The sequence below is a fragment of the Lentzea sokolovensis genome (assembly GCF_033949975.1).
Classification (GTDB): domain Bacteria; phylum Actinomycetota; class Actinomycetes; order Mycobacteriales; family Pseudonocardiaceae; genus Lentzea; species Lentzea sokolovensis.
This window is the reverse complement of the sequence record NZ_JAXAVU010000004.1, coordinates 256,266-269,746: the sequence shown is the minus strand read 5'-3', so window position 1 is coordinate 269,746 and position 13,481 is coordinate 256,266. Positions and strand designations below refer to the sequence as shown.

The window sequence follows — 13,481 nt, the reverse complement described above, 5'->3', positions numbered from 1 at the left end:
CCAGATCGATGTCGACAACGTTGACAGCGTGGTAGGTCTGCGGAAAGTTCCGATCTATGGGCTTCAGGGGACTGGTAGTGATGGCGGCCGCGCTGGTGCTCGCGGCTCCGGTGGTCGCCGCCGCGGACCCGGTGCCCCCGCTGGTCTCCGACCCCACGGCGTACGTGGACCCGTTCATCGGCACCGGTTTGGCCAACGCCGCCGCCGGTGAGATCAACAACTTTCCCGGTCCGGCGGTGCCGTTCGGCATGATGCAGTTCTCGCCGGACACCCTGGGCTCCTACGCCGGCTACCAGTACCACAACGAAAAGATCCGAGGTTTCAGCCTCACGCACGCGAGCGTCGGGTGTACCGCGTTCGGCGACGTGCCGATCCTGCCGATCACCGGTGACCTGGGGGAGAAGCCCTGGGACCGGGTCGAGCGCTACCAGCACACCAGTGAGCAGGGCGAGCCCGGCTACTACGCGGTGACGTTGGAGGACTCGAAGGTCCGGGCCGAGCTCACCGCCACCACCCGCACCGGCCTGGCCACGTTCACACTGCCCGCCGACGGCCACGTCCTGGTCAAGGGCGGCGCGAGTCTGTCGGGCAACTCGGCGGCCGAGGTGAGGATCGAGAACGACACCACGGTCACCGGTTCGGCCAGCACCGGCGGTTTCTGCGGCAAGGCCAACAAGTACACCGTCTACTACGCCATCACCTTCGACCGGCCGTTCACCGCCAAGGGCACGTGGGACGGCAACGCGATCAGTCCCGGCAGCGGTGGGGTCGAAGCCCCGAAGGCGGGCGCGTACCTGAGTTTCCCCGCGGGTCAGGTCAAGGCCAAGGTGGCGCTGTCGTTCGTCGGTGTGGACGGTGCGAAGCGGAACATGGCGCAGGAGATCCCGCACTGGGACGCGGGCCAGGTCCGCGCGGACACCAGGGCGAAGTGGCGCACCGAGCTGAGCAAGATCCGGGTCGCGGGCACGGACACCGGTGAGCTGAAGACCTTCTACACCGCTCTGTACCACTCGTTGATGCACCCCAACACGTTCAACGACGTGGACGGCCGCTACATCGGCTTCGACGACCAGATCCACACGCTGCCGGCCGGACGCACCCAGTACGCGAACTTCTCCGACTGGGACACCTATCGCAGCCTGGCCCCGCTGCATGCCATGTTGTGGCCGCGCGAAGCCAGTGACATGGCGCAGTCGCTCGTGAACGATGCCGTGCAGGGCGGCTGGTGGCCGCGCTGGCCGCTCGCCAACGACTACACCGCGCAGATGACCGGCGACAGCTCCGTCCCGCTGATCGCCAACCTGTACGCGTACGGCGCGCGCGACTTCGACCTCAAGACCGCGCTCCAGTACCTGGTCAAGGGCGCGACCAGCGTGGACACCACGCCCGGCGCCTACCAGGAACGGCCGGGCATCGCCGAGTACGTGAAGCGCGGCTACCTGCCCAACACCGACGCCGCGCGCGGCGACCACAACCGGGTCGGTGCCTCGATCACGCTGGAGTGGTCGATCGACGACTTCGCCATCGCCCAGCTCGCGAAGGCCGCCGGTGACCGCAAGACCGCCGCGGAGTTCACCCGGCGCGGCCAGAACTGGCAGAACCTGTTCAACCCCGCCACCTCCCACGTCCAGCCGCGCGACGGCGACGGGCGGTTCCCGGACGGTCCGGCCTTCTCGCCCGGCGGCGGGTTCGGCCAGGACGGGTTCGACGAGGGCAACTCGGTGCAGTACAGCTGGATGGTGCCGCACAACCCGGCGGGCCTGATCACCGCGATGGGCGGCCGGGACGCCGTGGCGGCGCGGCTGGACACGTTCACCACCAAGCTCAACGCCGGTCCGCTGGAGCCGTACATGTGGGCGGGCAACGAACCGGCGTTCGGCATTCCCTGGCTGTACAACCACACCGGACGGCCGTGGCGCACCCAGCAGGTGGTCCGCCAGATCATGACCACGCTGTTCAACGCCACTCCGGACGGCGAGCCCGGCAACGACGACCTCGGCGCCCAGTCCTCCTGGTACGTCTGGGCCGCACTCGGCCTCTATCCCGCCACACCCGGCACGTCCGACCTGGCGCTGCACAGCCCGTTGTTCCCCCGAATCGTGCTCGACCTGCCCGGCCGCGACCTGACCATCAACGCGCCCAAGGCCTCCGCCACCGCGATGTACGTGCAGGACCTGAACCTCAACGGCCGCGACCACGAGCGCACCGGCCTGCCCCGTGACATCGTCGGCACCGGCGGCAGGCTCGACTTCGAGCTCGGCACCACACCGGACCGCGGCTGGGCGACGGACGCCGACGAGGCGCCACCGTCCTATCGCGACGGTGAGCACGACTTCCTGGCCAGTGCCAACAGCATGATCACGGTGAGGCCCGGTGGTACCGCGGAGTTCACGGTGTCCGCGCGCAAACTGGCGGGCAAGGACCGCACTCTCACGGTGTCGAGTGCCCCGCCCGCCGGGATCACCGTCACCGGTCCGCAGCGGTTCCGCCTGGAGGACGGCCAGGCGAAGTTCCAGGTCAGCGCGACCGCGCCCGAGGGCTACTACGACATCCCGGTGACCATCAAGGGCGACCGCCGCACGGTCACGACCACGGTGACCGTTCTGGTGGCACCGGAAGGCAGCCTGGCCACCCGGTACAACAACACCGGCATCTCGGACGACGACGCCAAGTCGCAGGCCAACCTGGACGGTGCCGGCAACAGCTACTCCCGCCAGGCCCTGGCCGAAGCGGGCCTGACCGGCGGCAAGCGGGTCGAGGTAGCGGGCACCGCGTTCACCTGGCCCGCCGCTCCTGCCGGGCGCCCGGACAACGTCGCCGCCGAAGGCCAGACCATCGCCGTGGCAGGTCAGCCTCGGCGCCTGGTGTTCGTCGGTGCGGCGAGCAACGGCGACCACCGCGGTACCGCGACCGTCACCTTCACGGACGGCGGGACCGCCCAGGCCGACCTGTCGTTCGGCGACTGGGTGCTGCCCGGCGGCAGCGCGAACGACCCCGTCTTCGGCAACACCGTGGTCGCGCATCCCCGCTACCGCAACGTGAACCAGGGCGGCACCGGCCCCGCGTTCGTCTTCGCCACCGCGCCGTTCGACGCGCCGGAGGGCAGGACGATCGCCGCCGTGACCCTGCCGTCCGACAAGCAGATCCACCTGTTCGCCCTCGGCACCGGCTGAGGTTTGCCGGACGGCCGGCACGGGGTACGGACGAGGCGTGAGGACGCCACCTGTCGTGTCGGCCGAGGAGTGGACCGCGGCCCGTGAGGACCTTCTGCGCAAGGAGAAGGAGCACACGCGGGCGAAAGACGCGCTGTCAGCGCAGCGCCGCCGGTTGCCGTGGGTCCGGGTCGAGAAGCAGTACGCCTTCGAGGGTCCGGACGGGACGGTGGACCTGCCCGCCCTGTTCGACGGGCGGCGCCAGCTGATCGTCTACCGGCACTTCTTCGAGCCCGGCGTCGCCGACTTCCCGCAGGGCGGCTGCAGCGGCTGCGCGATGTTCACCGACAACCTCGGCCACCTCGCCCACCTCAACGCCCGCGACGTCACGTTCGTGCTGGTCTCCGCCGCTCCGCAGGACGACATCAGGCGCTACCGGCACCGGATGGGCTGGGACCAGGTGCCCTGGTACACGACGCGGGACGAGTTCTCGAAGGACTTCGGCGTCGAGGAGTACTTCGGCCTCAACGTCTTCATCCGCGAGGGCGACGAGGTCTACCGCACCTACTTCACCAACGCGCGTTCGGCGGAGCAGACCGGCAACGTCTGGAGCCTGCTCGACCTCACCCCGCTCGGCCGTCAGGAGGAGTGGGAGGACTCGCCGGAGGGCTGTCCGCAGGAGGCGCCGTACCAGTGGTGGCGTCGCCACGACGAGTACGGCACCCCAGTGGACGCGGGCTGACCTCAGTCGGATTTGCCGTGGCGCTCCAGCAGAGCGCGCAGTGCCGACATCTCGACGGCGAGTGCGTGGCGTCCCGCGGCGGTGATGCTGACCCAGGTCTTCGGGCGCTTGCCGTCGTACCCCTTCTCGACCACCACGAGCCCGGCGTCCTCCAGCACGGTGATGTGCCGCGACAGGTTGCCCGCGGTGAGGTTCAGGGTGGACTTCAGGTAACCGAACTCCACCCTCTTCACCTCCGCCGCGACGGTCAGGACGCCGAGCCGGTGACGCTGGTGAACGACGTCGTCCAGCGCCGCTGTGGGGTGCTCGCTCATGACGAGGACCGGCGGGCGGCGAGCGCGCCCAGCCCACCGAGCACGAGGACGGTCGCGGGCAGGAAGACGTCCTGGGCGCTGCCCAACGCGTCGATCTTCATGGGCGAATTGTTGACGATCAGCACCGCAACCGCGAACACGGCCGCGATCACCGAGCACACCACGCTGCGTTCGATCCACGCGAGGGCGAACAGGCCGAGCGCGATCACCATGAACTGGGCCATGCCGCCCATGCCCAGGTCGACGCCGATGCCGGGCAGTTGCAGCAACGACAACGCGATCGACACCAGCACCAGACCCACCGAAACGAACAGCGGCCTGGCCCGCCGCACCCGGAAGGCCAGCAGAGCCAGCCCCAGGAGCACCAGCATGATGGCGACGGCCACGGGCAGCGACGGGTAGAAGAGCCTGTACTCGAAGAAGAGGCTGGTGCTCAGCGGGATCCCGAGCAGCACGGCGACCGAGCCGAACAGCGCGACCTGGGCGTACGTGCCGGTCGAGGTCTCCACACCGACGCGCTGGGCCCGCCACCGGTACCACCAGACCGTGGTGACGAGCCCCGCGACCAGCGCGCCGAGCCAGTACAGCTCGAGTGCGAGCGGGTGCGTCACCTCGTACGTCGTCCCGAGGTGCATCAGCGGGTTGAGCCACCAGCCAGGCCCGCCGTCGACCAGGTGGTCGGTCGGGTGCGGATCGGGCTGGGAGAGCGGGATCGAGCCGAACGACAGGATCCCGAAGAGCAGCAACGGGAACCAGTAGCCGTGCCGGTCGTCGCGCGCCCGCTTGCGCAGGCCGGCCAGTTCGTCGAGCAGTTCCGCCGGATCGTTCGTCATCTCGTCCCCCAAGTTGACTGTGATGCCATTAGGTTTGCATCACAAACCAAACTCGTCAACCGGTGAGCCGTCCGGCAGCCTCGTGTGCAGGTGCTCGCTGTCGGGTACGAGGCCGATGACCACTCTGGACACCTGACCCGTGCAATCGAAGGCGTGGAACTCGCCGGGATGCCGGTGTGGGTGTGAGCCGCGCGAGGTGCTGGACCGCGTGCCTGATCCGCCCCGAGCGAAAGACCTCGCCCGCGCGGAGGCGTATCCGGCGCTGCGCGCACGCCTGGAGCCCGACCGCACGCCGCCGGGCCGGTCGGCATCGTTCCGAAACAAGATGCGCCCGCGGACACCCGCTCTTACGCTCCGCCACGATGAATCCCGAAGAAATCGCCCGCCTCATGGCGGCGCACTCCGTCAGCCCGGACGTTCAGGTCACGCAGACCCGATACCGCCTGGAGCTGGCGCGAACCTGGCAGATTCCCGACGGCGCGCGAGTGCTGGAGATCGGCTGCGGCCAGGGAGACATGACCGCCGTGCTCGCGGACCTCGTCGGTCCACACGGGAGGGTCGTCGGCACCGACGTCGCGCCACCCGCGTACGGCGCTCCGGTCACGGTCGGCGACTCCGCGCGGCACCTGCTCGACGGTCCGCTCGGCGACCGCATCGAGATGCGCTACGAGACCGACGCGCTCACCGACGACGTCGGCACCGGCTACGACCTCGTCGTGCTCGCCCACTGCTCCTGGTACTTCGCGTCGGCCGACCAGCTCGGACGCACCCTGGCGAAGGCCCGCGAGCTCGGTGCGCGGCTCTGCTTCGCCGAGTGGGACCCGGAACCCCAGCGCGCCGACCAGGTGCCGCACCTGCTGGCCGTGCTCGCCCAGGACCGCATGGGCGAGACCGACGGCAACGTCCGTGCGCCGCTGACCCGCGCCACCCTGCTCGCCGCGCTCGGCAGCGCCGGGTGGCAGGTCGAGCAGATCGGTGACGTCGACACGAGCGCGTTGCAGGACGCGGACTGGGAGATCTCCATCGCGCTGAAGGAGGCGCCGGACGGTCTGGCCAAGGAGTTGCTCCGCCAGACCGCGCGGGAGAGCGGCAACGTGCCGTTGCCCGCCTACGCCCTCACCGCGTGCTAGGACGGGAAGCGCGCTGGATACGATGGCGCCAATGCCGGGGTCGTAGCGCAGAGGCAGTCGCACCGGACTCCAGATCCAGCACACGCCGGTTCGAATCCGGCCGCCCCGGCAGGCCAGGTCCCGTAGCGCAGAGGCAGTCGCACCACCTTTGCAGGGTGGACCACGCCGGTTCGAATCCGGCCGGGACCGCACGATGAGAGACAGCACGATCACCGAGGCCGACCTCGCGACGTTCCACGAGACCGTCGCGCGATTGCGGGCGCTGCCTGCCGACGACCCGATGCGGCTGAAGGCCGAGCGGGTCGCGGAGTCGTTCGCCCGCGAGGGCCGGAAGAACCGCAGGAAGGTGCGCGGCGAGGAGCACGCTCGCGCCGACGCGGCCGTTGACGCGGCGACGGCCACGGGTGCGCTGGACCGTCGTGAGGACGCCCCGCTCCCGCCCGTGGAGGACGCCGTCGCACGCGAGCTGTCGCGGGCTCGGCGTTGCTACGTGTGCAAGGACTTCTATCAGCGCGCCGACGCGTTCTACCACCGGCTCTGCCCGTCGTGCGCGCGGGAGAACACCGAGCGCCGCGGTGCGCGCGCCGACCTGACCGGGCGCAGGGCGCTGCTCACCGGCGGGCGGGTGAAGATCGGCTTCCAGGTGGCGCTGATGCTGCTGCGGGACGGGGCCGAGCTGCTGGTCACGACCAGGTTCCCGCGCGACGCCCGGCGCCGGTTCGAGGAGGCTCCCGGCAGCGAGGAGTGGTTGGACCGGCTGACGCTCGTCGGCATCGACCTGCGTGACCCGCGTCAGGTGCTCGGTCTCACCGAGTCGCTGCGCGAGGACGGCAGGCCGCTCGACGTCCTGGTCAACAACGCCGCCCAGACCGTGCGCCGCCCGCCGGAGTCCTATGCGGCGCTGATCGCCGGTGAGACCGGGGTGCCGTCGAACGTGTTGCTGGCGCCGGGTTTCAGCCCGATGCTCGCGCTGGAGCAGAGCCACGGCGCGCTGGCGCTCGCGGAGATCGACGAGGCCGGGCTGCTGCCCGACACCGCACCGGTCAACTCCTGGTCGGCACGGGTCGGCGAGCTCGACGCGGCCGAGGTGCTGGAGACGCAACTCGTCAACGCGCTCGCGCCGACGCTGTTGTGCGACCGGTTGCTGCCGTTGCTGCTGGCGTCGCCGCACCCGCGCCGGTACGTCGTCAACGTGACCGCCGTCGAGGGCCGGTTCGCCGTGCGGAACAAGACCTCCGGCCATCCGCACACGAACATGGCCAAGGCCGCCCTCAACATGCTGACCCGCACCAGCGGGCCCGACCTCGCGGACCAGGGTGTCTACATGTGCTCCGTCGACACCGGCTGGATCACCGACGAGAACCCGGCGCCGAAGAAGGCACGGCTGGCGGAGCACGGGTTCCGCACGCCGCTGGACGTCGTGGACGGTGCGGCGCGGGTCTACGACCCGATCGTGCGAGGCGAGGCCGGTGCACCGGTCGCCGGGGTGTTCCTCAAGGACTACCGGGAGGCGGCGTGGTGAGCCCGCTGGAGCCGCTGCTGGCCTGGCTGCGCACCGGCACGACCGCGGGGGAGCGGCTGGACTTCCCGACCGGCACCGCACTTCCCGACGGCAGGCTGGACCTGTGCAAGCAGGACCTCGGGCCCGGCGGCGCGGCGCAGGTGGCGGAGGCGTTGCGGCCGGGCGTGGTCAAGCACCTGCTGCTGGGCACCGACGGTCTCGGCGACGGCGCGGCCGAGGTGGCGGGGGCAGCGGTCGAACGCGAGGTCGAGACGCTGTACCTGGGGTGCAACGGAATCACGGCCGGCGGTGCCTGTCGCATCGCGGACAACCTGCGGATGTCGCCGCAGGCGAGCAGGGTGACCGGCGTCTGGCTCAAGCGCAACCCGATCGGCGACGGCGACGCGGCGGCCGCGCTCGTCGAGTCCGCCCGGTCGCTGCGCACGCTCGATCTCGTCCAGACCGACCTCGACGCCACGGCCGTGCAACGACTGGCAGCCGCCATGATCACCGCTGCCGCCGCGGGCCGTCCCGTGGAACGGCTCTACGTCGGCGGCAACCCGCTCGGCCCGGCCGGCGCGACCCACCTGGCGGCGCTGCTGGCCGCCGACGCGGTGAGCGAGCTGTACGTCTCCGCGGCCGGGTTGGGCGACAACGGCGCGCACACCATCGCCGACGTGCTCGTCCCCGGCAGGCTGCGGCGAATCTCCTTGGCCAGCAACGGAATCGGCCCACAGACCGCGGCCCGCCTGGTCGCCGCCGCCGCACAGGCCGGCGTCGAAGTGTGCGATCTCGGACGGGTCAAGGCCGCCGGAGTCCTGGGCGCGCAGGACAACCGCCTGGACTCCGCGGCGACGACGGCCATCGCGGATGCGTTGGCACAACGGCCACATCGGTTGCGGCACCTGGTGCTGAGCAACACCGGACTCGGTAGCCAAGCCGCTCACCGGCTGCTCGACGGCGCCCAGCGCGCGGCCACCCCCACCCGTTTCGTGCTGGGCAAGGGAGTCGCGGGCAGCATCAGGCGCAGGCTCGACGCGTTGAGTGCCGCGATACCGCAGCGGCCGCCGGTGTCCGCGGACGTCGCGGCGGTGCGCAGCGTGCACCGCCAGCCACTCGACTAACGCGGCATCTTCGCGAAGACCTCCACCCAGAACCGCTGCCGGTCCTCCACCACCCCGACGAGATAGGTGGCCCGCAGCTTGGGCGGCAGCAGCGCGACCAGCCGCGTGACGACCTTGCGATGGCGACGCAACTGGGACAGCTCGGCGTTGGCCAGCACCTGGTGCACGACGTCGCCGTCGTTGCCGCCCTCAGCCGACGCCGACTCGGCCCGCAGGCGTTCCTCCCACAGGTGCACCTGCCGGGCGAGCTCACCGAGGCCGGTGACGGGCCGGTTGGTCAGCCGGTCCATCAACGCGGTCAGCGGGACGGGCGCGTACTCGCCCTCGCCGAGGTAGATCGTCGCCAGCTCCAGCGGCAGTCCGCGCTCGTGCAGCTTGACGAGCCGCTCGATGGTGCGCTTGGTGATCCACTCCCGGCCCTCGTCGTCGATGTCGTGCTTCCACCACTCCAGCACGGTCTCCGCCACCCCGCCGTACTTGCGGATCAGCCACTCGTTCGCCGGGATGTCGGACGGCTCGACCACGAGCGACGCGGTGAAGCGGGTCGCCTGCGCGATGTTGTTGCGTGCCACGAGGAGCTTGCGGCCCAGGTGGTACGGCGGGTTCTGGATCGCCACCTGGGCGCGCAGGTTCTCGATCGGCTGCCCGGCCAGTGACCACTCCTGGGTGATCTCCATCAGCCGGGCGAACGCGGCCTTGTCCTTGGGCCGGTTGTACTCGTCCCACACGATGGCCTTGGGGTCGCGGCCGGTGAACGCCCGCGCCATGAGGTTCACCAGGGTGCCGTCGGAGGTCGGCAGCGGCGCGCAGAGGTCTTCGACGTTCGTCACGGGCAACGAGAAGTACAGCGGGTCGCGGCCCAGTTCGGCCCGGATCGTCTCGCGCACCAGCTCGGTCTTGCCACAGCCGGGAGGTCCCTGGAGCAGCACGCTCCAGCGGTTGCGCAGCGCGGCTTTGAGGACCTGCCGCACCGGATCCGGGACGGTGGCGGGATTGCGCACACCGAGTGCGGCCGCGAGCCTGTCCAGGATCTCCGGCGTGCGGTCGGCGCTCTTGCGGCCGCGCGTCTCCTCCAGGCGCAGCCGCTCACCGTTGACGAGCGGAAGTGCCCAGCGCAACGGGAAACCTTCGCGGGCGTTGGCCAGGACGTGCTCCATCGTTCGTGGTGACAACAACTCCCGCAGCTCTGGGCCGAGCGAGCTCCACACGCCGAAGAACGGGCCCAGGTCCCACTCGCGGTACCGCCCCGCGAGCTTGGTGCGCCACGCGGTGTCGTTCGCGGTCATCCGCACGGTCACCATGCGGTCGAGGATCGCGAGGTCGCTGCGCCTCGCCGAGGTCTCGGCGAGCGACTCGTTGTCGGTCAGGAACACGCCGACGCAGCCCAGTTCGCGCAGGTCGAACTCGCCCAGCGTCCAGTTGCACGCGACCTGCATGAGCTGCGACTGGATCGTCTCGCCCGCCTGGAGCGAGTCGTCGATCAGCAGCACGAACTTCTTGCCCGGCCGCAGCTGGCTCATCACCAGCTGGCGCAGCACGAGCTCTCCGTCGTCCTCCCGCACCGGCGCGTTGATCAGCAGGTCGTCCGGGGTGAGGTTCGCCGCCGGCACGAACACCAGCTCGGTGTCCGGGTGCGCTTCGGCGAGGTGGGAGAAGAAGGTCGCGGTCTTGCCGATGCCGTGCGAGCCGAAGATCTGCCCGGTCTGGCCGATGTCGATCATCGCGTCGATGAACGCGGCCAGCTTCGACCGCGTGGTGGTCTTCGGGGTCATCGGCTTCTTCCGGTCACGGGCCGCACGCGGTGGCAGGCCATGGGTGGTGTGTGGTGGTCGGGCCAGTCGTCGCCGCCCTCGGTGATCAGCCAGATCCACTTGTCCGGCTCGGCGGGCGTGACGTGCGGTGCGAAGCCGTCGGTGAGCATGATGACCGCGTCCGGCCGCTCCTCGAAGTGTCTTCCGGCCACCGCGGAGCGTCCCTCGACGTGGTCCACCACGGCCTGGAAGCTGGTCCCGCCACCGCCGAGCACGGGCTCACCCGGCCGGAACGGCATCACCACGCCGTCGAAGGCCAGCCAGTGCGCCTGCACACCGTCGATCCCGCCGACCAGGTCGGTCATCCACTTCACGACGCTCGACGGCATGGACCCAGACGTGTCGTAGGCGATGACCAGCACCTTGTCCCGCACCGGTCCGCGCCGCGACAGCATCGGGTCGTGCCCGAGCACGGCCAGCAGCGCGCCGCGCTTCTTCGGGTACACCAGACGTTCGCCCTCGCGCAGCTTCGACCCGAGCACGTCGACGAGCCACCGCTGCCACCAGTCGACCTTGCCGGTCCGCGACGTCGTGCCCCGCAACGCGCCCGCGCCGAGGTTCCCCCACACCTTGCCCGCCACGTCCTCGGTGCGGCCCATCAGGTCGAGCAGTTCGGACTCGGCGTTGCCGTTGCCCCGCCGCGCCGCCAGCAGCGAGTTCAGCAGTGCCGACGACACGACGGCGTCGACCGTCTCCTGGTCCAGCTGGATCTCGTGGGTCAGATGGACGCACACCGGTGCCGGTACGGGCGGGTTCCTCATCCGCTTGAGTTCGGTGTAGACGGTCATGTCGGTGTCGACGAAGTCCTGGTACTCCAACGGAACGAGACCATGCGTGGTCAGGTCCTCGACGTACTTCGCGTGAACCGCCGCCGGATCGATGCCGATCGGCTTCCCGTCCAGAGCGGGAAGTCCCCGACCCAGCCGCACCGTCGCGACGTGGTTGATCACCACCTCGGCCGCGAGCGTGAACACGGGGTCGTCCCGCAGGTCCTGCTCGACGAACAGGTGCCGGTGCACCAGGTGCCGGGCCTCGTGGAACAGCACGAACTTGACGCCGTCCAGTCCGATGCCGGCGAAGAAGTCCGGGTTGAACAGCAGCAGGCACGTGCCGTCGCCGGACGCCACGACCGCGGCGGTGTCGACCGCCGTCGTGGCGATCTGGTGGCGGCACTTGGAGAACAGCCAAGAGCCGACCGCGGACTCGGTGAGTCCGAAGTCGAGCAGAGCGGCCTCCTTGAGCCGCTCCGCCTCGGCGATCACCGAGTCCGCGGCAGGACGCCAGCGCACCAGTGCCCGCCGATCGGTCAGGTCGACGACCGGCAACCGCTTCCGGTAACCCATTTCTCCCACCAGTAGGATTCGTGCCGACGGGCCGTAGCGCAGAGGCAGACGCACCACCCTGCACAGGTGGGGCACGCTGGTTCGAATCCAGCCGCCCGTCACCTCACACGTGCGCGACGGCCCCGCTGGTCCTCACCAGCTCCGGCACCGTTCCCGCGAACGTCGGCAGCAATCGCGCCAGCACCGCCCACGCGTCCGGGTTCGCACGCAACTCGGCGTGCACCAACGGCGCCAGCAGCGCGGCGGCTTCCCGCGCGCGGCGCGGGAACAGCAGACGACCGAAGTGCAGCACCCCCAGCACCTCGTGTGGCGGCCTGGTCAGTTCGACGTACTCCGCCGGCTCGACGATGCCCGCCTGCCGCAGCCGATGGGCGAACTTGGGATGCGACCCGAACTGCGCGCGCAAGTCCGGCGGACAGTCGATCCGCTCGGTCAGCGCCCAGCGCGCGTAGCCGGGCAGCGGCTCCACCCGGTCCGCATCGGCGACGGCGGCCCAGTCACCGCGGCCCACCGCCCGTGCCGCGGCCCTGGCCACCCCCAACGTCCGAGCCGCCCGCAGCCCGCCGACCACACCGTGCGGGCCGACCTGGATCTCCGGCGCCTTGTGGGAACAGAACGGATCCCGGCAGTGCGCGGCCATCGTCAGCCACCCCTCCGCGTCCCCGAACGGCACACCGTGCAGGATGTCGCGCTTGACCGAGTCCGGCGTACCGGAGTGGTGGAACACCACGCGGTTCGTCCAGGGATCGTCCTCCTCGAGCATCCACAGCAGCACCGACCGCGGCGCCCGCAGCCGCTCCAGCTCCTGCGCCGCGCGGTCGACAGCGTGCTGTTCCGGCTCGCCGATGCCGAGCCGCCCCCGGACCGCACCCGCGTCCCGCGGTTCGATCAGCGAGAGCAGGAAATGCATTCCCGGCAGGTTGTTCCCCCTGTTCACAGCCGGAAGTATCGCAGAGTGCGCGGTGCGGTCGCGCCGGATTTACGCCGCCGGAGGTCAGGCGGAAGGGCAGGCGCCCGGCTCTACTTGGGGAACTTGTCGAGCTCCTGCAGGACGATCTTCATCTGGTCCGGCTTGAGGCGGTCCGGGCCTTTCCAGACGGTGATCAGACCGGCGGGTTTCACGGTGTTCAGCCGGCCGATCAGCACCCAGCGCCTGCCGTAGCCGGTCTTCACCTCGACCCCGCGAGTGGTGGCGGGCGGCTTGGCCGCGATGAGCGGGGCGATCAGCACGGCGTCCTCGTCGCCGATGTTCAAGCCCGTCGTCAGGATCACGACCTTCTTGTGCGCGTACGTCCGGACGAACCCAGGTTGCAGTGCCGCCATTGGTGTCTCCTCCCGTGACGGACGCACGGTGCACTGCGGCGGTCGACCGTTTGTCGACGGGATGTGGATGGGAGGGTCCGCCGGGTCAAGGAAAAAGTTGGCCGATATGTGCCACTGCCACCTTCTTGCCGGGACAAAACCGGCGAATTAGCTTGAGAGTCCGCTAGACCGAATTCCCCTGATGGCACAACGGTTGCCGGGGCCCCGG

11 protein-coding genes and 3 tRNA genes are annotated in these 13,481 nt (G+C 70.2%); 8 read left to right on the top strand and 6 right to left on the bottom strand.

Translation table 11 applies throughout. From position 1 onward, the window contains the following. The first annotated feature begins 56 nt into the window (after positions 1–56). Together SK854_RS06730 and SK854_RS06725 are read left to right on the top strand one after the other, a co-directional pair. Positions 57–3,173, top strand: a complete 3,117-nt coding sequence (locus tag SK854_RS06730) for a GH92 family glycosyl hydrolase (protein WP_319974113.1) — start codon at positions 57–59, stop codon at positions 3,171–3,173. Between the two features lie 37 nt (positions 3,174–3,210). Then, positions 3,211–3,894, top strand: coding sequence for a DUF899 domain-containing protein (locus SK854_RS06725; protein WP_319974112.1), 684 nt, complete (start codon positions 3,211–3,213; stop codon positions 3,892–3,894). Between the two features lie 2 nt (positions 3,895–3,896). Here the strand turns inward: SK854_RS06725 and SK854_RS06720 are convergent, their stop codons facing one another. Further along, entirely contained in the window at positions 3,897–4,208 is a 312-nt protein-coding gene (locus SK854_RS06720; RefSeq protein WP_319974111.1) for a transcriptional regulator, read from the bottom strand. Continuing rightward, a complete protein-coding gene (locus SK854_RS06715) occupies positions 4,205–5,041 on the bottom strand; it encodes a hypothetical protein (RefSeq protein ID WP_319974110.1) in 837 nt (278 codons plus the stop codon). Before SK854_RS06715 ends, SK854_RS06720 begins: the two co-directional genes overlap by 4 nt. A gap of 362 nt (positions 5,042–5,403) precedes the next feature. Between SK854_RS06715 and SK854_RS06710 the strand changes: the two genes are divergently transcribed. The 5 genes from SK854_RS06710 (at position 5,404) to SK854_RS06690 (ending at position 8,796) form a co-directional block, all read left to right on the top strand. Continuing rightward, positions 5,404–6,171, top strand: a complete 768-nt coding sequence (locus tag SK854_RS06710) for a methyltransferase (RefSeq protein WP_319974109.1) — start codon at positions 5,404–5,406, stop codon at positions 6,169–6,171. A gap of 35 nt (positions 6,172–6,206) precedes the next feature. Next, positions 6,207–6,280, top strand: a tRNA-Trp gene (locus SK854_RS06705). 7 nt (positions 6,281–6,287) lie between these two features. Then, positions 6,288–6,360: transfer RNA gene (locus tag SK854_RS06700), tRNA-Ala, on the top strand. A gap of 4 nt (positions 6,361–6,364) precedes the next feature. Next, the gene (locus SK854_RS06695; protein WP_319974108.1) at positions 6,365–7,693 is read left to right on the top strand and encodes an SDR family NAD(P)-dependent oxidoreductase; all 1,329 of its coding nucleotides are present in this window, start codon (positions 6,365–6,367) and stop codon (positions 7,691–7,693) included. Continuing rightward, the gene (locus SK854_RS06690; RefSeq protein WP_319974107.1) at positions 7,687–8,796 is read left to right on the top strand and encodes a leucine-rich repeat domain-containing protein; all 1,110 of its coding nucleotides are present in this window, start codon (positions 7,687–7,689) and stop codon (positions 8,794–8,796) included. Before SK854_RS06695 ends, SK854_RS06690 begins: the two co-directional genes overlap by 7 nt. Here the strand turns inward: SK854_RS06690 and SK854_RS06685 are convergent. Both SK854_RS06685 and SK854_RS06680 read right to left on the bottom strand, forming a co-directional pair. Then, a complete protein-coding gene (locus tag SK854_RS06685) occupies positions 8,793–10,568 on the bottom strand; it encodes an AAA family ATPase (protein WP_319974106.1) in 1,776 nt (591 codons plus the stop codon). The two genes, SK854_RS06690 and SK854_RS06685, sit on opposite strands and share 4 nt — an antisense overlap. Next, entirely contained in the window at positions 10,565–11,950 is a 1,386-nt protein-coding gene (locus SK854_RS06680) for a vWA domain-containing protein (RefSeq protein ID WP_319974105.1), read from the bottom strand. The genes SK854_RS06685 and SK854_RS06680 overlap by 4 nt, the downstream gene beginning before the upstream one ends. A 25-nt stretch (positions 11,951–11,975) precedes the next feature. Between SK854_RS06680 and SK854_RS06675 the strand changes: the two genes are divergently transcribed. Then, positions 11,976–12,051 (top strand) — tRNA-Cys (locus SK854_RS06675). Positions 12,052–12,053: 2 nt separating this feature from the next. On the opposite strand, the gene SK854_RS06670 is transcribed toward SK854_RS06675, so the two are convergent. Further along, positions 12,054–12,860 carry a hypothetical protein gene (locus tag SK854_RS06670; protein WP_319974104.1) on the bottom strand — a complete coding sequence of 269 codons (807 nt, stop codon included), beginning with the start codon at positions 12,858–12,860 and terminating at the stop codon, positions 12,054–12,056. Positions 12,861–12,970: 110 nt separating this feature from the next. After that, on the bottom strand, positions 12,971–13,273 hold the full coding sequence (locus SK854_RS06665) for a hypothetical protein (RefSeq protein WP_319974103.1): 303 nt from the start codon (positions 13,271–13,273) through the stop codon (positions 12,971–12,973). Positions 13,274–13,481 lie beyond the last annotated feature (208 nt).

Coding starts and splice junctions, on each gene's coding strand:
- SK854_RS06665 (WP_319974103.1), bottom strand. CDS start 13,273: ATGGCGGCACTGCAACCTGGGTTCGTCCGGACGTACGCGCACAAGAAG.
- SK854_RS06680 (WP_319974105.1), bottom strand. CDS start 11,950: ATGGGTTACCGGAAGCGGTTGCCGGTCGTCGACCTGACCGATCGGCGG.
- SK854_RS06695 (WP_319974108.1), top strand. CDS start 6,365: ATGAGAGACAGCACGATCACCGAGGCCGACCTCGCGACGTTCCACGAG.
- SK854_RS06715 (WP_319974110.1), bottom strand. CDS start 5,041: ATGACGAACGATCCGGCGGAACTGCTCGACGAACTGGCCGGCCTGCGC.
- SK854_RS06670 (WP_319974104.1), bottom strand. CDS start 12,860: ATGCATTTCCTGCTCTCGCTGATCGAACCGCGGGACGCGGGTGCGGTC.
- SK854_RS06730 (WP_319974113.1), top strand. CDS start 57: ATGGGCTTCAGGGGACTGGTAGTGATGGCGGCCGCGCTGGTGCTCGCG.
- SK854_RS06685 (WP_319974106.1), bottom strand. CDS start 10,568: ATGACCCCGAAGACCACCACGCGGTCGAAGCTGGCCGCGTTCATCGAC.
- SK854_RS06710 (WP_319974109.1), top strand. CDS start 5,404: ATGAATCCCGAAGAAATCGCCCGCCTCATGGCGGCGCACTCCGTCAGC.
- SK854_RS06720 (WP_319974111.1), bottom strand. CDS start 4,208: ATGAGCGAGCACCCCACAGCGGCGCTGGACGACGTCGTTCACCAGCGT.